19 protein-coding genes are annotated in these 19,917 nt (G+C 40.1%); 9 read left to right on the top strand and 10 right to left on the bottom strand.

Going from position 1 to position 19,917, the window contains the following annotated elements; translation table 11 throughout:
• The 5 genes from BLS33_RS19740 to BLS33_RS19720 all read left to right on the top strand — a co-directional run.
• The coding region (locus tag BLS33_RS19740) for a hypothetical protein (protein ID WP_218129622.1) at positions 1-596 on the top strand (596 nt) is incomplete at its 5' end.
• Between the two features lie 118 nt (positions 597-714).
• Positions 715-1,002 carry a helix-turn-helix transcriptional regulator gene (locus BLS33_RS19735; RefSeq protein ID WP_089893817.1) on the top strand — a complete coding sequence of 96 codons (288 nt, stop codon included), beginning with the start codon at positions 715-717 and terminating at the stop codon, positions 1,000-1,002.
• A gap of 273 nt (positions 1,003-1,275) precedes the next feature.
• On the top strand, positions 1,276-1,572 hold the full coding sequence (gene mbpA / locus BLS33_RS19730; RefSeq protein WP_089893813.1) for a mobilization protein MbpA: 297 nt from the start codon (positions 1,276-1,278) through the stop codon (positions 1,570-1,572).
• Complete coding sequence (locus tag BLS33_RS19725; protein WP_089893809.1) at positions 1,569-2,438, top strand: relaxase/mobilization nuclease domain-containing protein; 870 nt, start codon at positions 1,569-1,571, stop codon at positions 2,436-2,438. The genes mbpA and BLS33_RS19725 overlap by 4 nt, the downstream gene beginning before the upstream one ends.
• A gap of 4 nt (positions 2,439-2,442) precedes the next feature.
• Positions 2,443-2,910, top strand: coding sequence for a DUF6730 family protein (locus tag BLS33_RS19720; protein ID WP_089893807.1), 468 nt, complete (start codon positions 2,443-2,445; stop codon positions 2,908-2,910).
• A gap of 148 nt (positions 2,911-3,058) precedes the next feature.
• Here the strand turns inward: BLS33_RS19720 and BLS33_RS19715 are convergent, their stop codons facing one another.
• The 5 genes from BLS33_RS19715 to BLS33_RS19695 form a co-directional block, all read right to left on the bottom strand.
• Positions 3,059-4,195 (bottom strand): acyl-CoA dehydrogenase family protein, encoded by a 1,137-nt coding sequence (locus BLS33_RS19715; protein ID WP_089893804.1) that lies wholly within the window; start codon positions 4,193-4,195, stop codon positions 3,059-3,061.
• Between the two features lie 30 nt (positions 4,196-4,225).
• Positions 4,226-5,092 carry a helix-turn-helix domain-containing protein gene (locus tag BLS33_RS19710; RefSeq protein ID WP_089893801.1) on the bottom strand — a complete coding sequence of 289 codons (867 nt, stop codon included), beginning with the start codon at positions 5,090-5,092 and terminating at the stop codon, positions 4,226-4,228.
• A gap of 177 nt (positions 5,093-5,269) precedes the next feature.
• Positions 5,270-5,962, bottom strand: a complete 693-nt coding sequence (locus BLS33_RS19705) for a cupin domain-containing protein (protein ID WP_176801467.1) — start codon at positions 5,960-5,962, stop codon at positions 5,270-5,272.
• 351 nt (positions 5,963-6,313) lie between these two features.
• Positions 6,314-7,030, bottom strand: coding sequence for a hypothetical protein (locus tag BLS33_RS19700; protein WP_089893795.1), 717 nt, complete (start codon positions 7,028-7,030; stop codon positions 6,314-6,316).
• Positions 7,027-7,461 carry a T9SS type A sorting domain-containing protein gene (locus BLS33_RS19695; RefSeq protein ID WP_089893792.1) on the bottom strand — a complete coding sequence of 145 codons (435 nt, stop codon included), beginning with the start codon at positions 7,459-7,461 and terminating at the stop codon, positions 7,027-7,029. Before BLS33_RS19695 ends, BLS33_RS19700 begins: the two co-directional genes overlap by 4 nt.
• 270 nt (positions 7,462-7,731) lie before the next feature.
• Here BLS33_RS19695 and BLS33_RS19685 point away from each other — a divergent pair, with 270 nt between their 5' ends.
• Positions 7,732-8,805 carry a Fic family protein gene (locus tag BLS33_RS19685; protein ID WP_089893786.1) on the top strand — a complete coding sequence of 358 codons (1,074 nt, stop codon included), beginning with the start codon at positions 7,732-7,734 and terminating at the stop codon, positions 8,803-8,805.
• A 303-nt stretch (positions 8,806-9,108) separates the two neighbouring features.
• Here BLS33_RS19685 and BLS33_RS19680 read toward each other — a convergent pair whose 3' ends face one another.
• From BLS33_RS19680 to BLS33_RS19660, 5 genes are read right to left on the bottom strand one after another with little or no spacing between them, the layout of a single operon-like run.
• Entirely contained in the window at positions 9,109-10,227 is a 1,119-nt protein-coding gene (locus tag BLS33_RS19680) for a dipeptidase (protein ID WP_089893783.1), read from the bottom strand.
• Between the two features lie 5 nt (positions 10,228-10,232).
• Positions 10,233-11,264: a 3-hydroxyacyl-CoA dehydrogenase family protein gene (locus tag BLS33_RS19675; RefSeq protein WP_218129621.1), complete on the bottom strand. Its 1,032-nt coding sequence runs from the start codon at positions 11,262-11,264 to the stop codon at positions 10,233-10,235.
• 7 nt (positions 11,265-11,271) lie between these two features.
• Positions 11,272-12,567, bottom strand: a complete 1,296-nt coding sequence (locus BLS33_RS19670; RefSeq protein ID WP_089893777.1) for an aspartate aminotransferase family protein — start codon at positions 12,565-12,567, stop codon at positions 11,272-11,274.
• Between the two features lie 12 nt (positions 12,568-12,579).
• Positions 12,580-13,692: a D-TA family PLP-dependent enzyme gene (locus BLS33_RS19665; RefSeq protein WP_089893774.1), complete on the bottom strand. Its 1,113-nt coding sequence runs from the start codon at positions 13,690-13,692 to the stop codon at positions 12,580-12,582.
• 15 nt (positions 13,693-13,707) lie between these two features.
• Positions 13,708-14,103 carry a RidA family protein gene (locus tag BLS33_RS19660; RefSeq protein WP_089893771.1) on the bottom strand — a complete coding sequence of 132 codons (396 nt, stop codon included), beginning with the start codon at positions 14,101-14,103 and terminating at the stop codon, positions 13,708-13,710.
• A 491-nt stretch (positions 14,104-14,594) separates the two neighbouring features.
• Between BLS33_RS19660 and BLS33_RS19655 the strand changes: the two genes are divergently transcribed.
• The 3 genes from BLS33_RS19655 to BLS33_RS19645 all read left to right on the top strand — a co-directional run bounded on the left by BLS33_RS19655 (position 14,595) and on the right by BLS33_RS19645 (position 19,843).
• On the top strand, positions 14,595-15,455 hold the full coding sequence (locus tag BLS33_RS19655; protein ID WP_089893768.1) for an AraC family transcriptional regulator: 861 nt from the start codon (positions 14,595-14,597) through the stop codon (positions 15,453-15,455).
• Between the two features lie 102 nt (positions 15,456-15,557).
• A complete protein-coding gene (locus BLS33_RS19650; protein ID WP_218129620.1) occupies positions 15,558-16,829 on the top strand; it encodes a hypothetical protein in 1,272 nt (423 codons plus the stop codon).
• 497 nt (positions 16,830-17,326) lie between these two features.
• Positions 17,327-19,843: a hypothetical protein gene (locus BLS33_RS19645; protein ID WP_143017658.1), complete on the top strand. Its 2,517-nt coding sequence runs from the start codon at positions 17,327-17,329 to the stop codon at positions 19,841-19,843.
• Positions 19,844-19,917 lie beyond the last annotated feature (74 nt).

Raw genomic sequence — 19,917 nt, 5'->3', positions numbered from 1 at the left:
TTAATGCCTTTATGAGAAGAGGAAATAATGGGCTGATTATTGGGCTTATTCTTTTTGGAATATTTATGGTCTATTTTTCGTTCGATCTTTATGAAACCTATGAAATCCTATGGTTGGCGTTGCTTCCGATATGGTTTTCCGTTATTTTAGTCTTTGTTATTTTGGTATCGGATGCTTATAAAAAGAAAGTGAAGTATCAAAATAGAAGTTCACGAATGAAACTTGTCGGTCTGAACCTGGACTTCAACGAAAGAATATTAAGAAAAATCTATAACGCGTTGATTCGCTATGAACTCTTGGACGAGAACTTGACGAGCTTCAAAAATTTTTATGAAGTCATGGTGCTCGATTTTGACATCCACGATTCGGTGCTGCATTTTAACTGTACCCAACCGCAATTAAAATATATTCTCGATAAGTTTAAACAACTTAAAAAGGGGATTAGCTTAAAATCCTTTGAGAGATCCCAAAAAATTTACCACAAAGGAAACTTGATGTCTGCCGAGATACTTTCAAAAAAGTACAATGAGTTTCCTCCCAATCATGAATTTGAACGACGGATAGATTCATTCTTCGATTTCTTGGGGGATATTTAAATATTTTATGGGGTAGATTTCCCCTTTTTCTTCTTTTCACGCGCTTGCATCTTCTTTCTTTGCTTCGAACATTTGTAACACGGGTAGACCGCATTGCGGTTATTTTAAAGCGAGAATTATGGAAATAGAAAATGACATGGTAGATCTCTTAAGGGATATCAAGGGGCTACTATCCCATCAAAAGAAAGTAATGAACGTAGATGACCTTGTGGCCTATACGGGGTTCTCAAAAAGCAAGATCTATAAGTTGACCCAGTTGAAATTGATTCCCATGGGCGGCAACAAACACATCCGACAAAAATTCTTTGACAAGGAGGTTATCGATGCCTGGCTAATGGGCGAACCCAATCTATCGGAAGACTATTTGGAAATGGAATTCGATAAACAACTTTCCAGAAATAAGTAACATTATTTAAGAACAGGATTTGAGATTTTAGTCAATAAAATATTAGAGAAGAAGTATAAAAGGATGAAAAACGGATATCGAAATCATTACCCAATGAATTACGTATGAGTAAGAATTCAAGATGTGTCATTGTCATGACAAATCTTGCTTTTGTTCCCGATGGTCACAAAAGGCCACACGTTATAAATTGGCCATTGATATATGATTTAAAAAAACGTCTTGGTTGGATAAAAATTAATAGAATCTATTTCCACAATAGTAAAAATACCGGAAGTGAAAAAGGAGTTCGTACAGTTCAGATGTTCCATCTATGAGAAGAAACTGCTCAGGGTCAAGGCCAAAAAGAGCGGACTTTCCATCAGTGAATATTGTCGCCGTGCCGCTTTTAACGATCGGATCATCGAACGACTTTCAGAGGAACAGATCGAAACCTACAAAATGCTCTTGAAGTACCAGAACAATTTTAAGCTCATCGGGAATATGTTCAAAAAACGGAACCCAAGATTGACAGCGGAAGTGACCCAACTTGCCAGCGAGATACGACAGCACCTTTTAAACTTTAGGAGATGATCGGCATGGGAAAATCCATATCGCATACAGGGGCTTCCATGGGCTATGGACTGAGCGAGGAGAAAAATCCTGTGATCGTTTGTAGCCAGCATGTGGCCGGGGAGACCCCAAAGGAGATTACCCAAGAGTTTAAGATCATCCAACAACAGAACCACCTTTGCCGGAAAAATACCTTGAGTTTTGTTTTGAGTCCTACCATTAAGGATGGAAAGGAACTTACGAACGAAGGGCTCAATGAAATCACCGAACGCTTTGTAAGGGAAATGAAGCTCCAGGAGAACCAGGCCATTGCCTTTGTACACCGGAACAAGGCGCATGTCCATATCCATCTGTACGTGAACCGCATCAACTTTCAGGGCAAGGCCTACAAGGACAGCTTTATCGGGAAACGGAGCCAACAGGTGGCCGAAAGGGTGGCAAAGCAGATGGGGTTGACCACGGTCAGGGAGGTACAACAACAAAAACTCGACAAGGTGAAGGACATCAGGGCAGAGATCAAACGGCTCCATGAAAAGGTCATCAATGAAATGAGACCGAAGGATTTTGACCAATACATCAAATACATGGAACAAAAGGATGTCGAGGTCCTCCCGAGCATCAACAAACAGAACCGGCTTCAAGGCTTTCGTTTTGCCTACAACGGAGAGAACCTGAAAGGAAGCGAGGTACACCGTTCCATGTCGATGGGCAGAATTGCGGAGCGTATAGGCTTCGATAAGAGTGCGACAAAGAAAATAGCCAAGTACAATACTTTAAAAGTGCTGGGCAAGACCGTGGGAATAACGCCGAACTTGGCGGCGAACATCGCGAAAAAGGCCATCAAACTGGCCGTCAAAAAATCGATCGGATTAGGAATGCAAATATAGGATTATGGCAAAATTGGATGAAATTATGGAAGTGCTGACTCAAGAAATATCGGGGTTCAACGCCTCCATGGATAAATTGACGGAACTTTCAAAAAAACTTAATAATGTAAAGGTACAGGCGGATTCAAGTATGATAGAAGCTTACCTAAAGGACTTTTTAAGGTTACAACAAAGAAAAGAGGATTCCAGTGAGAAGCGAACGCAGGAAATACTAACTACTGTCAAAAAAGCGAGATTAATGCCTAAATTGGAGGGGATTGTGCTGTACATTTTCCTGTGCATGAATACTATCGCTTTCAGTTACCTTGGCTATTATTTTATCCAATTCGAAGATAAAAAGGAAGCTGCATTTATTATGGGCAAGGAGGCGGGAATGGACACATTACGAAGCTATTTTAATGACCATCCAATAGTCTACAAGGATTTCGTGAGGTGGGCCAGAAAAAAAGATAGCGTTTCAAATCAAAAGTAGGGGTGCGCCCTATCCGGTTTTTGTTTAACGCTTATCTGCCGGAACACTACAAAAACCGGACAGGATCCACGCGCAAAGTTTTGGGTAAGATTTTGGGGACACCTTTCTAAAAAACTATTTTCTTTATATGATAGTTGGCACTAATTCGTTATTTCAACAAAAATTCTCCTGTAAAATACTGCTGTTTTTTTTCAGGTAATGTATGAAAACCAACCGCTTGCATGTCCCGGAGGAGTCGCTCAAGCTCAAATATTCGATAAAAACTTTGTCCACCTACTGTTTCCATTGCTTTATTGACAACTTCTGTGCAAGCATTTGCTATCAATGTCTTTCTAGTCAACATTTCAACACCTATTCTTTCGTCAGCCTGAAAAGCTAAATTATTTGCTATTTCAATCATATCCTTATGTAGCACTTGGGCTAACGTTAGGCTATTATAAGTTTCCCCAAGCAAGAAAGTAGTGTCAACTGGTCTTGTTTGTTTCGCTTTTGATTTTTCTAAAGTAATTTTCATAGCCTTTTTTGCAATCCCTACATACGGAGCCATTATTAAGGGCAATGCTACGGTTAATACCACATTCCAAAACAGAGGGAATTCGCCTTTTGCTCTTTTCATCACTATGGAGTCTTCTGAAATAAATACATTATCAAGAATCACAGTCTGTGAACCTGTTCCACGCATTCCCAACGTCTGCCAATCATCCATTAGTTTTAGCCCCTCAGATTTCATAGACACTGTAAAATGTAGTACCTGCCATCCCTCTTCTGGATCATTATAAGGTATGCTGGTCACCAAGAGATCTCCTATTGCAGATTGACTCGCAAATTGTTTTGTTGCAGAAACCCAGTAACCATTGTCGGCTTTTATCATGGTACCATTGGAAGATAGCCAGTCACGTGCACCAGTACTGACCAACACCAGGTTTTTATCCACTACCTCTCTTAAGAATTCTTCACCTGTGCCTTGGTGTTTATATTTCCAGATATTGGCCGCAAGAAGGTGTTGGTGCATGGACAATGCTAATGCCGTAGAAGGGCAATACTGCCCTATTTTAACCAATATGGCACACATATCGGTAAAGGAAACTCCGGCACCTCCCAATTCTTTGGGTATCATGGCAGTTAGATATCCTTGTTTTTTCAATAACTGATAATTATCGGCTACAAAAGTCTCGGCCTGATCATGGGCAATTCCATTTGCAGACAACTGGTGCCCAAGCTGGTCTATTAAATCTAACCATTGATTTGAAGGGGTTTCATTTACCTTGTTTTCATGACTATACATAATACGGCTGAAATTTTTTTATGACACCTCTCAAACAGATAGTTGCGCTTTTTGAAATTTTAAAGGGGTAATACCATTCTCGTTTTTGAATACTCTTGCAAAATGCGCAGGACTTTCAAAACCACTATCGAAAGCTACCTCATATACTTTTTGATTGGTATTCTCCAATAATCGTTTCGCATGGAGAAGCCTTTTTTTAGTAAGCCATTTCCCTGGTGATGTTCCATAAACACTATAAAAGTCCCGATTAAAAGTACTTAAGCTTCTGTGCGAAAGTCTAGCAAATTCTTCTAGGGATAAATTGTAAATAAAATTGGATTCCATTATGTTCTTAACCGATGGTTTAACTTCTTGGGCAATCTGTTTGAAATAGCTCCCGATTTCAGGGTTATAAGGCAGTGAAAGAATATTGACTAATAATTCTTGGAATTTAATTTCCATCAAATACTTTGAAGGCATTTCTTGATTAAAAAAATAATCTAACATTGAAGTAAAATAGGTACTTAACGTTCTATCCATTTTCAGAGGAATGGCACTATCACTTTGAAAAGTACTTTTTTGATTGGCACCTATTTCAGGTTTTTGTGACATAAAATCCCTGACATAAGAATCGGGAATAAAGATTACCATGGCGCAAAAATCCGAGTCAAAATACTTTTCAATAATATTTGCTCCCTTCTTCACAAAAAGCACCTCATTGGCATTCACCATATAGCTATGCTCTAGCGTTCGCCATTTCTTTTTACCCTCTAGCACATAAATAAAATAATTTAGATGGTTCCAAGTAGTGAATATAGATTTCTCCTGCATACATCGATACTCCGAAAACATTAGTGACGACACTTCAATTTTTCTGAACGTAGGGGTGCTTTTTGCGATGTCGTAACCGTTACCCATTATTTTTATGTAAATTTTTTATCCTTTGTAAAGTACAGTTTTTTTAAGAGAATGAGCCTATTAAAGACATCTCGGGCAATAATCGACCATTTATCTTACTAAATTGATCAAATGTCTCTTTTTTAAATAGGTGTTCATTTAGGTGCTCTTTCAGAGTAGTGTATAGCAAACGGATTGCTAATCGATTTCTGCAGGTTTTAAAATCAGGTCGTTGTCAGATGCCAATTTGGCGAATTCCTCTGCACTCATGGCATTAGACGGTTCTTTTCCCGGCGCTACCCCTACTTTTTTGAAAAAATCCAACAACCCATGTTTGGCATTTGGAACAGTGGCAAATACCAGTTTTAATGGTTCATTACCCGTATTCTGGAACGAATGCCATTCTCCCGGTGCCGTATACCATACGTAGCCTTCTTTAACAACTGTTTCTTTTCGCTCATCGTTCTCATAACTTATTACGATACCCGTTCCTGAAAGAAAATAAGCAATCTCTTCCGTTTTATTATGCTTGTGTTCTGGCAAGGCTCCACCTACACCCAACTCGTATTTTGAAAAACCTGAAGAAGCATCGGGGTGACTTTCAGGATCCATATAAATTTGTAGCAGTCCTCCAGACCCAAGTTTGTCTGCGCTCTCTGGAAATATCCATAATTGTCGAGCCTCCTCTGGCTTTACTATTCTTTTACTAGGGTTTGAATGCGTTATATTATCGTGACTATGAGATTCTTCTTTTTCGTCGGGAGAAAGTGCTGCTATTGGATCTTCTTTTTTCTCAGATTTATCCCCATTTTCACCACAACCTTGAACCATGGTAAATAATAGGGTTAAGGCAGCTAATTTCATTAGTTTAAGGTTTTTTTCTTTAAGCATAGTTAAAATATTTATCATTATTATTGGTCTACTACTATTGTACGAATCAAAACTAGCGAGAATAAATGTACTTTAACTGACTAGGACCTTCAATAAATTGACCGAGTGTGTCAAAATGATAATTTTGAAAGAATAAAACTCATTTAATAATTGCTGAATAACAATTAAGACGAAAGAAAACCACGCTTTAATCAAATTTTTTAGCAGTACTTTTGGAACAGTATTTGTAGCTTCACGCTTATCTGCCGGAACTAAAAAAACCGGACGGGATCCACGCGAAATGTTTTTCGGTAAGATTTGGAGTTTAAATACTCTGTTTCAGAAAATGAAACTAATTTTTGGTGATATTTATTAGTTTGGTGCAGCTTCGCTATACCTGGCCGTAGAATAATTACCGTAGGAGTCAAAACTAACGACTTCAATCAAATAATTCTTACCGGGAATAGTTGCAATAGGTCCGAATGCTGATTCCGTAATATCCGATTGTTCCACTATGGTTTCTTCATCTTCTTTAACAATAAGGTCGTATGATAAGGTGTCTCCATCTTCATCGTTGCCCACCCATGAAATGGTCATCTCTGAATTGGTCGTATCAAAATCCACGGTTATTTGAGCGGTATAAGGCACAAAATTCCCTATCGGTGTCCCGGGCGTGGTAAAAGAAAAGGTGTCACTTTTCATTTCCCCTACTGTATTTTTTGATGTTACGGTCCAAACATATAATTTTCCTTTATCAAGAAGCACCTTGGTATCTGTTCTATCAACTGTAATACTTTTAACTAAAGTATCGGATTCAAAAACCTCCAAAAGGTAATTCTCGGTGTGGGCCGCCAGTGACCAGCTAAAAAATACCAATGCTTTTTCAGGTTCGTTCTCTATGTTCTCAAACTCAGAACAGGTATCACCATTGACAGGAACTAACACGTCGGCTTTTTCAGGTGATTTAGGTTCTTCCTCTAGTGGGGTTTTTGCCGTTTCACCTTCTGAAGGGGGCAATTTTGTACAAGCGGCCAACAATCCAAAAAGGACTAGCATTAAAACCGTGGATTTCTTGTGAAAAAGCTTCATTTTTTTATTACTTTAAAAGTTTCGGTTGTCCCTTTTGATCTTAAATGCACGATATAAAGACCTGAAGCATAACCGGTAAGGTCAATAGATTTGCTTTTTAGGCTTTCTGTCTTTTTGTGTAATAAAAGCTTTCCGGACTGGTTGTAAACGAATACCTCGGTACCCGGCTCCTCGTTTACCATGTATATGTTGTTCGATGAAAAGGTGGGGTAGAGCATGGCCTTATCAGTCAGTAAAACGGTATCTTCTAATTTACCTTGACAATCGCTTTTACCCGAAATCAAGATTTTATTATCGGTCTTTAAATCATACAATTTAATCTCTCTTTCTGAAGTAGAATCAAACAAGAAGGTTTCGATGTTTCCGTTAAACGCTACCGTATATTCCTTACTTCCTGATACTTTAAACGAAGAAAGCTCACCACTATTCAAGTATCTGAACTGGCTGGGATAGATAGAAAAACTTTATATCAGATAGAAAAGGGTAACAAGTGTTAGTATTGGTGCATATTTTAATGTGTTGAGAACTTTGAGATTGCAGGATGATTTTTTGAAGTTGGTAGCGGACGATGGATTTGGTAGAAAACTCCAAGATTTGACTTTATAACTAAATTCAATATATGTCGATAAAAATTGATAATTTCGACATATAATTGTATTGTGTCGATATCATCGACATATTGATATACATATGTCGAAATCATGTACAACCCAAAAGAACCCTATAACAATTTACCCTTAGTACCACCAAAAGGGGAACTTGAAACCAAGAAGGTGTTGAAGCAAGCAATCGCTGCTACAAGAGTTTTGGCCGAGTTAAAGGGTAGGGCCGATGAAATTCCCAACCAATCTATATTGGGCAATGCAATTACCTTACAGGAAGCAAAAGACAGTTCCGAGATTGAAAATATAGTTACTACCCAAGATAATTTGTACCGGGCGTTTACCTCCAAAACCAATACGACAGATGCGCAAACCAAGGAGGTTTTGAGGTATCGACAAGCCCTATGGGAAGGTTACAACAACTTGGATAAAAGACCACTTTCAACAAATACATTTGTTTCCATTGTACGGACAATCAAAGAGAACAACGCCGGTATACGAAAAACAACAGGTACTCGAATAACGAGCAACAATAAAACGATATATACACCACCGGAGGGCGAAACAATCATAAGGGACTTGTTAAAGAATTTAGAAGATTTTATCCATTCGGAAAATGATCTGGATGATTTGGTGCGATTGGCGGTAATGCATTACCAGTTTGAGGCTATACATCCATTTCCGGATGGTAACGGAAGAACCGGACTTATTTTGAATATGCTCTACATGGTTGATAAAGGTTTGTTGGATACCCCGATCCTCTATTTGAGCAGATATATCATACAAAACAAAAATCAATATTATAAAAGGTTAAAAGCAGTTACAGAAAAACAAGATTGGGAAGGATGGCTTTTATATATGCTAAAAGGAGTCGAAGAAACGGCCATTTATACGTTACAGAAGATAAATGCCATCAATTCGCTAATGCAGGAAACCATCTCATTGGCTAAGGAGAAGTTACCCTCTCGTGTGTATTCAAAGGAATTGATAGAATTACTCTTTGAGCAACCCTATTGCAAGGTCAAGTTTTTAGTAGATAAAGACATCGCCAAACGCCAAACCGCGGCAGAATATCTGCAAGAGTTGGAAAAGATAGGCATCCTCAAATCGCAAAAGATAGGAGTAGAGAATTTATTTTTGAACGTAAAACTATTTGAAATACTCAAAAGTTAGCAGAAAGTTTAAATCCGATAGCAAACATTTAATATCGATTTTTTCCGTAATTTTAGTCTAGTAAAAAACACATAGAGTTGAAGTTCTGAAGCTGCTTTTTTGTATCAAGTGTCCATAGCGAGATTTGATTTTTATAAGTACGATTAAAATACTGAAAATCAATCACTTGTAACGGCACGTGGCTTACTGCCACATAGCACTCTTCCAACTACCTCTTTGGTGTTCAAATCGGCAATCAACACCCATAGTATTTTTTATTTTGAGGTAGTCCTTAAAGGTTCTTTATCTTGTATTTTTTACCTGCTAATCAAAAATTCGATTTAGCAAGTTTAACCAATTTTTAAAGAAAATATTATCCATATCGTTTTGGGTGTAGCCTCTCTTTTCAAGTAGTGCCGATAGCTTCTGAATATCTGCAATGGTATCCATATCATAGGGAGTTTGTTCGAGACCAAATAGACCGTCTAAATCACTGCCAATGCCAATATGGTCGCTATTTCCCGCCAATTGACAGATATGGTCGAAATGATCGATTATTTTTTCTAAATCGATTCCTCTTTGTCTGGGGCTATCGACTCCCATCTTAAAATCGGGGGCCAACATCCAGGTATCCAAGGCTCCACCGATTACTCCATTTCTTTCTATGATGAGTTTAAGTTGGTCATCGCTGAACTGGCGCTCGCCCGGAACCAGGCCCCGGCAATTCTGATGGCTTGCCAGTACCCGGCCGTCAAAGGTTTCGAGTGCCTCGAAAAAGCCCTTGTCCGTCAAATGGGTCGTGTCAAGAAGGATCTTCAGTTGATTCATCTCACGGAGCAGTTCAAAGCCTTTCGGGGTCAGTCCCGAACCGTCGGAGTGGGTCCCGGCGGCGTACCTTCCGGGCCCGAAATGGGAGAGTCCGATAGATCGCAGTCCCTGTTGGTAATAACGATGTAGATAATCCAGGTCTACTATGGAGTCGGCGCCTTCCAGGGCAAGGATATAGCCTATGGGCCTTTTGGATCCCGGTTCCGGTCCGGCGTCCGAGATCCACATATCACAGTGTTCCTTCAGTTCAAGGGCGGTGGTTATCGGGGCCAATTCGCCCGATTCTTCCATTTGACGGTACCATTGCAGCTGACATTGGGCATTCGCATAGGCCTGTCGTGGGGAATTCCACCCCGTCAGGGCCATCGTTTCCAGGGGCGTTCCCTGTTCCGAGACCCGGGAGATCATTGTGGTGAACACCAGTCCTATGTTCCCCTCCCTCATTTCGGGAAATGCGACGGTTCCATTTCCACGATCTTGATAATCGGTCAATTGAAGGTCTTTTTCCCTTTTGCGTATCGCATGAACCGATCGGGTCAGATCCCTATTGAGTGTCATGGCATTGGTCGCGAGATCCAAATGGGCATCTATGATAAAATTTCGTTTTTCGGTCATAGGTCCTATTCTTTTTCTGACATATTATAACTTGAAATGGCAGCGGTCTCGGCCATGTATTTCGTTGAAAGGCGATTGATATCGAAGGCGAACTTCTCGAAAGCTTCTTCCCAGGCCTTGGCTTCCTCAGTGGTGTAATCATAAAACCCTTTTCCGTTAAAAACACCATTGCCCCCCTTTTTAGCAATGTCATCGATCAATTTGGGAACTTGGGTTCCGGTGCTAAGGTCTGAGAAAAGGTTCTTCATAACGGCGTGGTATGCCTGTAGCCCAGTAAGGTCCATATATCGGAACGGCCCACAAAAAGTCAACCAATGTCCCGCATCGTTTTTACACGCCCTATCAACATCTTCAATGGTAGCATATCCGTTTTCTACTAGATAGAAAGCCTCTCGGTACAGAGAGTACATGAGACGATTGGTTATGAAACCTTGAATGTCCTTACGGACCAGGGTAGGTTCTTTTCCCCAGGCAATGGCAATTTTGTGTAGTTTTTTTCCAATTTTAGCGGGACTTTTATCCCCGCAAATAATCTCCAGAAACCTTGTAGTATATGCAGGTTCGGCCCAGTGCATCCCAAAGAACCGTTCCGGTATGCCCAGGTGCTCCTGAAGTATGCTGATGGGGATGGCGGAGGTGTTGGAGGTAATGATGACATTATCGGCAACTACCTTTTCGATTTTTTGATATACGTCTTTCTTGATTTTGAGGTTTTCGGAAACACACTCCATTACGATCCAACAACCTTTCAGGTCTGCATATGAAGAGGTGAAGGTCATATTCTTGAACAGGTCCTCCGGATGTTCGTCCGTAATGCCCTGGGCATTACATTCCTGAAGGGATTTTTTGATTCTTTTTTTGGCCGTCATGTCCAGATCGCATCGAATGGGGGCCAATGCGATCACTTTCTGGCCGTTTATAAGGAGGGAAGATACTATACTGGCTCCCATTAGCCCAAGTCCTACAACACCTATTATACCATTATCTTTTACTTCCATACTTAATTTTCTTAGTTCTTGTTCAAATGTGCGTTCCATGGCCTATTTACCGCATTTCCTGCAGTACTTCCCGGGCCACTGAAATTGCATGTTCAATATGTTCTTCGGTATGAACGGCGGATATATACCAGAGCCCCCGTCCTATAATGCGAACGCCCCTATCGTGCATCTTTGTAACGAACAGCTTTGATCTGACCGCATCGTAGGTCGCCATATCCCTGAATTCATGGGTCTCTTTCAAGTTGGTGAAACCGGTGTGTAACATAGGGCCCAGCCCCTGTACCAAAAGGTTCTGGTCGAGATCTGCCGAGATTTCCCGTAGACCGTCCATCAACATTTTTCCCAGCGCATGTATTCTCTCGTGGGTGCCTTTTTCCTCCAAGACCTCGATAGTGCCCAATGCGGCGGCGGTCAGGGCACAGGCGGCGTTCATCGTCCCTGCGTGAATGACGCTGCCATCTTCCAATGACCTCATCCATTCTTTTTTGCCTACCACTGCCGATATCGGGTAGCCACTGGCCATGGCTTTCGCAAAAATGGAGATATCGGGAGTGATATTGTAATAACTTTGGGCACCTCCCAATGATGTTCGGAACCCGGTTATGACTTCATCAAAAATAAGTGCCGTACCGTACGCATTGCAAATTTCCCGGAGGCCTTCGAGAAAACCTTCCCTAGGCAATATGCACCCACTGTTGCACATGATGGGTTCCGTGATTATGGCGGCGATATTCTGGTGGTGTTCCTCCATTGTTTTCTTGAGCAATTCAAGATCGTTCCATGGCAAAATGATGAAATCGTCCTTTGTATTGGCCGGAAGGCCTTCGCTCCATGGAAGGGATAGGGGGTTTTCCCTCGGCCCCATTTTTTCCTCGTCCAAGGTCAGCCCCCAGGATACGTTGTCGAGCCAACCATGATAGTGGCCTTCGAAACGTATGAATTTCCCTTTGCCCGTTTTTGCCCTGGATACACGAAGGGCCGTTTGCACCGCTGTAGAGCCATCTAGACAAAAGCGGATCAATTCGGCGGACGGAATATGTTGCTGCAGCTTTTCGGCCAATTCCAATTCAAGAAGATGCTGCCCTGCAAAGAGCTGGCCCTTTGCCGAATATTCCTGTATGCGCTTTAGAACATGGGGATGGGAATGGCCAAGGATCAAAGGCCCTTGGCTAAGCGTGAAATCTAAATACTTGTTGCCGTCCACATCATAGAGATGGACGCCTTCGCCATGGGAGTAGAAAAGCGCGTGCGGATGGGCGTATTTTCGAAATTCTGACGATACTCCTCCGGCAAGCGACATTTTGGCCCGCTCCAATAGCCTTTTCGACTCGGTATAATTCATTTGGTTTGAAAATTAAATCGTTATCTTTCTGTCCCTGGCGATTACTTTCCAAGGTTTTTGTTGTGCCCCATCTATAATCGGAATCAACTCTTCATAGAGATTTACGGTCGGGCAAATATGGATGGGAACGGCGAGCCATGGGTCACCTATTTTATATTTCGAAGTATAGGGCACTTCGACGATCATATGTTCTTCGTATTGCCCCACAACTTCATAATCCTTGATATTGGGAAAAGTAATCCGGGGCAAGGGAGGGTCGGAGGCTACGGCCTTGTACCCCAGGTCAAGGCATAATTTGCGTTCGTCCACAATAGAAATAATACGGCTAAGTACTACCGCTGCCGGTTTAAAAGGCAACTCGGGATATGTATTGCCATAACCGGAATCCCAAAGAAAAATGGTACCGGGGCTGCAATCTACATTCGTTTTATTTGCGTAAAAAGTAAAGGTGGGGGATCCACCCAGAACCAGGCTTAACGACTTGTCGATATGCCGTTCGGCCTTTGCCCTCAAATCGTTTAATTGAGAAAATACTTCTTCCGCCGAGGCCTTTCTAGCTATGGGATCGGTCGATGAAATATGGCCGTCATAGCAGTGGAACCCGACTATTTCGATAGACGATAATCTGTTGGCATGTTTGAATAACGCTAAAGCATGGGCGGGTTTTATGCCGGTTCTGTCCATTCCGATATTGATGTCGATATATATGGGAATGGACCTATTTTCAAACACTTCCGAAAGAATTTGGGCACTCTGATGGTTATCGACAAGTGATGAAAAAATCGTGGACGGGAATTTTTTGCTGAGTTCCTTAAAACGTAGGGCTTTGGGCCTGGATAATTGGTAACTTAGAAGAACATCCTTGGCGCCGACATTTCCTAACATTTCGGCTTCCGCTATGGTACTACATTTAAACTTATATATCCCTTGGGCCATACACATCTCAATGGGTTCCGCAGACTTTACGGTCTTTACATGGGGCCGTAAGGCGTTGCAATCCGTCATTTGTGTTATTTTCACGGCATTGCGGATGTTCTGCTGCACAATTTCGGGAAATACCAATAACGCGGGAGAATCGATTTCTTCCACTGAATTAATGAGGTATGTGTTGTTAGTTATTGCCATTGGTACCGGACAGTTTTACAATTTTACGATGACATCTATTTCAACTTTAATATTTTCCCCCAAAACGGACTGTACGGTAGTTCTCGCGGGCGGAATACAATCTTCGAAATAGGATGCATATACCTTGTTGAATTTGTCGAAGTCGTTTATGTCAGAAATATGAACGGTAGATTTTACAATATCCTCCATTTTGCCCCCTGCGGTTTCGATGATCGTTTTTACGTTGTTCAACGTGCGTTCGGTCTCTTCCTCTATGGTTCCCAGCATAAAAGAGGATTTCGAAAAGTCCACCGATGCCTGCCCGCTTAAGAACAGAAAACCGCCACTTATAATTCCGTCCGAATAGGCGCCTGTATTAAAGTCAGGACTTCTTTGAGGGTGTATGACCTTGATTTTTTTTGAAGTATCCATTGAGTTTTGATTGCTTGTTTATTGAATGGGGTACCAGTCCCTTTAAACTTGTAAATGTCAATTGGTAGGTTGAAATTCAAAGATATTTCAATCTGACTGCGAGAAATAGTATTAAAAATCGATTCTATGATACTTATCATTTTATCAACTTTTAAAGAAAAGAGGGCAATTGTGAAGAGTCGTGAATAAGGGTAATAAATGAGATTAAGTATGTCACAGAAATTGTATATAATTATTAAAGGTTCTTTTTCGAATAAATAATCTATATTTTCTAGTTATCTACAGTTAGAATCAGTCAATCATCTATACATTTAATTATAAAAATGATATTAATATTCCAAAAACGTTGAAACATCCATTATTTTATTAATTTGTAAGGAATATTTGTATCGTTTAGCAACAACGGTTTTCTAAGCGGGCATACTTCGCGTTAGTAAAAGGCTAAACGTTTAATTGAAATTATGTTTAATTAATATAGTGATACGTAGCATATGAAAGTAGCCGAGATACGTCTTTTTAAAGGAATCGATAAGTCTTTTATTTTCTACCACGAAGAGAAAAATTTTTCATCATGGCATTGTCATCCCGAATATGAACTGGTCTTGATAACAAAGGGCAGCGGAAAAAGAATGGTCGGGGATTCTATTGATCAATTTAAAGATGGAGATTTGGTTTTTTTGGGTTCCTATCTGCCCCACGAATGGAAATGTGATAAGAAATATTTTAACGAAAACCATACCTTTTCCGGTGAAGGTCTGGTCGTACAATTCCTCTCCGATTTTTTAGGCTCCGACTTTTTTAATCTTCCGGAAAATGCCGGTTTGAAATCTTTTGTGAATACATCCTCGCAAGGCTGTCTATTGTTTGGTGAAACGAAAAGAATAATAACGGAACAAATGGTGGCAATGAAACACCTGAGCGAGACCGACCGATTTTATAAGTTATTGGCCATTTTCAAGGTTTTATCTTCTACTACGGAATACAGTTTGCTTTCTTCTCCCGCTTTTGTGGAAAATTATCGATCGGATGAAATGATACCCTTAAAGAATGCCATAAAATATATTATGACCAACTTTCAACGACAAATACGAATTGAGGAGTTGCTTGAAATATCTAATATGAGCAATACAACTTTTTTTAAAACTTTTAAAAAAACCACACAAATGTCCTTTAAAAGTTATCTGATTAGATTGAGGATAGGTTATTCCTGTAAATTGTTAACCGATGAGACATTGAATATTACACAAATTGCCTATGAATCAGGTTTTGAAAACATTTCCAACTTCAACAGGCAGTTTAAAAAAGAGAAAAGTTGTACCCCTAGGGAGTATCGCCGAAATTTTGTATCGTAATTCTATCTTATGTCTCTCTAAGCAGTATTCTCGTAGACTTCTTGGTCCGTTTAAAGTTAATAGTCTCTTATAAAGGAAAGTATTGCTATGCAAAATAAAAACATGATTGATAGAAGAAGTTTTATAGGAACCACCACCACAGCGGCCGCAGGTCTTATTTTGCCTACGGGTGGTGTTTTTAATATCATGGAAAAAGATGATTTTCCGTCAACGAAAGATTTTTGGTATAAGCGGGTAAAGGGTGGTCCATTCATTGATACTCAACTTGGAAGTCTAGCCTTTGGTTTTACAGATAAGCAAATTATGTTGTCCCATGATAACTGCGCTACTTGGTCTAATCAGTTAGATTTTTGGGATGCGAAGCATATTACTTTTAGCCACATTTTCAAGAATGGAAATCTTTTGGTCGGAACAAGAAATAGGCTTTACTTAAGTACGAATGGGCTTAAGACTATAGAGGAAATTGCCGTTAAAAATTCTGATGGTTCAGATTATTTGCCACATGTACCTAAGGATTCTAATTATCCAGGATGGTATTTTTTTACCTTGCCGGGCGAAGATTCTTGGATGATAAACGGCAAGGAAATGCTTGTTTGGGGAAATTATTCTAATGTCGAAGGAGGATCCGTTCCTGTAAATATTTACTATTCCATAGATAATGGGCAAACGGTTAAAATTGCGTATTCCTTTGGCCAGAATCCCCGTTTTAAAGATTATGGCGATAATAAGGATAAATCGAACGGTACGTTGCTTGGAAATCCTGATAACCCTAAATTCTGTCGCCACGTACATAATGTTTCTTATAACCCTGAGGAAGATGCTTTTTATGCCTGTACAGGTGATGGAAGGCCTAGTGTTGGTGCACAACAGGAAGTCAAATGGTTGAAAGGGAGATACGATGCAGCTGCGGATGAATGGACTTGGGTGGTGCTTATTGAAGCTGAATTTAATTCAAGGTATAAGAGCGGAGGTATAAATTTTGTGGATAATAAATTATATTTTACGAGTGATGCCAACGGAAAAGAACCTTATGATAGGGGAATTTTTCGTTGTGATCCTGCTGATTTTTTAAATATAGAAAAACATGAATTATTATTTCAGCCTGACTATGAGGTGGGACATATGATTATTCAGGACGGTATTATTATCGCAGGACATTATGCTACCGCTTCACCTTATAAACTTGGAATTATTTATTCGTCCGATTTAGGAAAAACCTGGCGGCAATATGATTTAAAAGAATTTGGGCCAAGGTCGATTGCCAGGTTGAACTATAAAAACTCTGAAGGTTGGTTTAGAATGGATTTGAGATCTGGTTGGATACATCGTGAAGATGAGGTTCTTTATATAAAACCTAAAATGAACGTAGGATAAAGAAAATTCTTGACCTGAAGAAGCTTAATATTTGAACGTATCATTGTGCTTTTAATTATATTTTAAATATGCTTTTTATTGCTGAGCTGAGCCTTTGTTACCTTCTTCTGTAGAGAATTACCCTTTTAACGATATGACATCTTTAGAAAAGTTATATGTTGTGATCAAGTATTGGTTTTTCATGTAAATTGGTAACTGATAAGACATTCAATATTAAACAATTTGCATAGGCGTAAGGTCTTGAATATCTTTCAAACTTTAGTGTCGGTTGAAAAATGAAAACCAAGTACATCAAGAAATCAGCAAGAATTTTGCTTCTCAATACGCGCTGTTTTTGAATCATTTTTTGCGAAGAGCAGTATTGTTTTTATAATCATTTGTACTGGTGGTAGTGGTTTTATCTTAATACTTTTCTGGTCGGGGTTTATTCCGAAAGAGGTATCCTCTATTTTTTTAGTCCTTATATAAAATCAAGCGAACCAATAACACCAGAGAAAATGAAGTTATTAAATAGATCACTTTTAAAAAAACTTGAATTAAAGTGTCTGCTGATGGTTCCCATTTTCAGCTTGGTTTCTATTTTTCAGTGTTTTGCCCAGGTCGATTCCAATTCGGTTAACCTATTGTTAAATTCGAATTTTGATTTCCATTCCTTTCAAAACCATCGTTTTGGGGAACCTAAAAGCTTTTCTTCCCACAACGTTGCCTTTTGGAATACTAGTGAATGGGGAGACATCGAAACAATTCGAGAATCACATGTTTCTGATGCGATTCGTCCAAAATTCTCCACTCATAACATGGTAGCAATTTATCCGGGGAAAAAGCTTTGGCAGTTTTTTACTTTGCCTGAAGCCGGTCTTGCACATGGTGATGAATTAATGCTTTCGGTTCACGGTTATCAAAGGAAAGGGAATCAAATCAAGGCCAAAGTCAAAATCATGAAATTGGATAGTGAAGATGGTAAATGGAGTCCACAGGATTTTGGAATGACGGACAAAAGAACCTTCCCTAGACACTCAAGAGGAGAACTGGTAGTTGCGGATGAATATGTTGGCGTAGACGAAAAAGAAGGCTCTACTTATATAGACATTAAGGACGTAGTAATTAATGGGAAAATTTCTAAGGGAGATATTTCAAACTCCAAGGATATTAATGCCATAGGGATTCAGGTAGAATTTGAGAATGTTGCAGCAACGGATACGGTATGGGTATACGCACCGAAGCTTTCCCGTACCGCACCCAATACAGTTGGGCCACCCGAACCCAGAAAAATGAATAGTTACTATAAACACATACCTAGGACTATTCAAAAATTATGGAAAGGGGAGCCAATTCATATTATCGTCATGGGCTCGAGTATAGACGTTGGAAGCGCCAATCCACCTATGTATCTTTATGATGAAAATGCATCATCTGGCAGTTTTAAAACTCCTGTAGCAGAGGGACTATTCGACTCGGAAAAAGTAAATCGTCCCGATTTGGATGGTTATTTTGGGGAATGGCGGCATTACTTTACTTACTCAGGAAGGTTAAAGCGTGAATTAATGCGAAAATTTAACCTCAGGTCTGATCAGATATGCCTAAACTTTATGGCAATTGGCGGTTCTTCGATAGGGGAGGCACATTCAGGGTTAAAGGAGTATTGCTCACTTTCGATTCCGCCAGGGCCAGGGTCCAACGGCCATAAAGAAGGAAGCACCTGGGAGGAATTATATCCTGAATTATTTGCTCGTAATGAAGGCCCAAGACCTGACTTGGTGATTTTTGGTAGTGGGGCCAATGAAAAAACGGATACTCCCGATGAGGTGGCAGTATTTGAAGGTTCGATTCGGTATATTCAACAACATTATCCCAATACAGAATTTCTGTTTTGCCAATTTCAAAATTACGGCGGTTATACTCCAAGCCCTGGAGATATGCAAGCCTTGTCTTTAAGGTATCAAATTCCATATATTGATTACGGTAAAATAGGAGATGATTTAGTTAGATGGACTAATAAGTATGCTTTTGTCCCTTCAGATGGTCATCCACAAGCAGCCGCCCATTACGTTTGGTTTAAGCAAATTGAAAAAGCATTTGAGACATGGAATCCCATAGAAACGGGCCAGGCGCAGCTACAACTTCCTGAACGTCTTCATGAAAACACCTATGGTTGGGAGGGTGAAATGGTAGCTTTTGATTCTACCAGTACAAGAATTAGAGGTAACAAGTTCATTTTTGAGGATAATGCCATCAATTGTTGGGGAAAAGTGGACAGCGAGCCGCCTATACCTTATATCGATGGAATTGAGTTCAGCTCACGCAGGTCTTCCCCGACAAGAAATCTCCGGAATTCCATGTTCCGACATGGCCGTACAAGACTGGGCGATAGGCATATTCTTGAAATTAAAGGTGATAACCCGGTTTTGACTTATGTTGATTCAAAAATTAATCCCAATCGGCGTTTTTTTCCAATGGACAATCCCAATTGGAATATTAACGGAATCAATACGGAAGAGTTTGTTTCTGAATGGGGCGCCCCATACGGGTCTAAAATGATGACACTAAAGCCTGGAAAGTATCTTGAAATAGATGTGTTGGGTACTGACTTATCTATTGCATATGTAGACAACCCTCACGGCGGCATTCTTGACGTGTACATAGATGGTGAGCTAAAGCTATCACAGCCGTCAAATGTTGGATTTGTGGATATTGATAGGAAAACTAATTTTCTAGAGAACAGAAAAGGCATATTGAATCTGGGCTACGGAATGCACAAAGTACGTCTGGAAGCAAAAAATTCTGCAGTTAAGGTTCTTGGGGTGTTTAGTTATGATGTACGCCCGAATCGTGATGCTGAACGTCGAGTTACCGGATTGGCTTCGGGAGGCGAGGTTCTGGAGTTTAGTTTGCCTTTCAAAGCACGACCATTCGTCATTTGTGGTGGTGGATTGTCAGTGGAAACAGAAGATATATCGAAATCAAGCGTTAAATTTTCCGGTGGTTCTGGATCTTTTGAAATTATCGGTGAATAGCAGTTATTTTACAATTTGTTTAAGTACCGTTGCATCCAGCAACTTCCAATTGATTCCCATTTTAATAGGGAGAA

This window comes from Kriegella aquimaris, from assembly GCF_900103215.1.
In the GTDB taxonomy this organism is placed as follows: domain Bacteria; phylum Bacteroidota; class Bacteroidia; order Flavobacteriales; family Flavobacteriaceae; genus Kriegella; species Kriegella aquimaris.
Note: the sequence above shows the minus strand (reverse complement) of the source record. Positions and strands in the feature narration are given on the sequence as shown.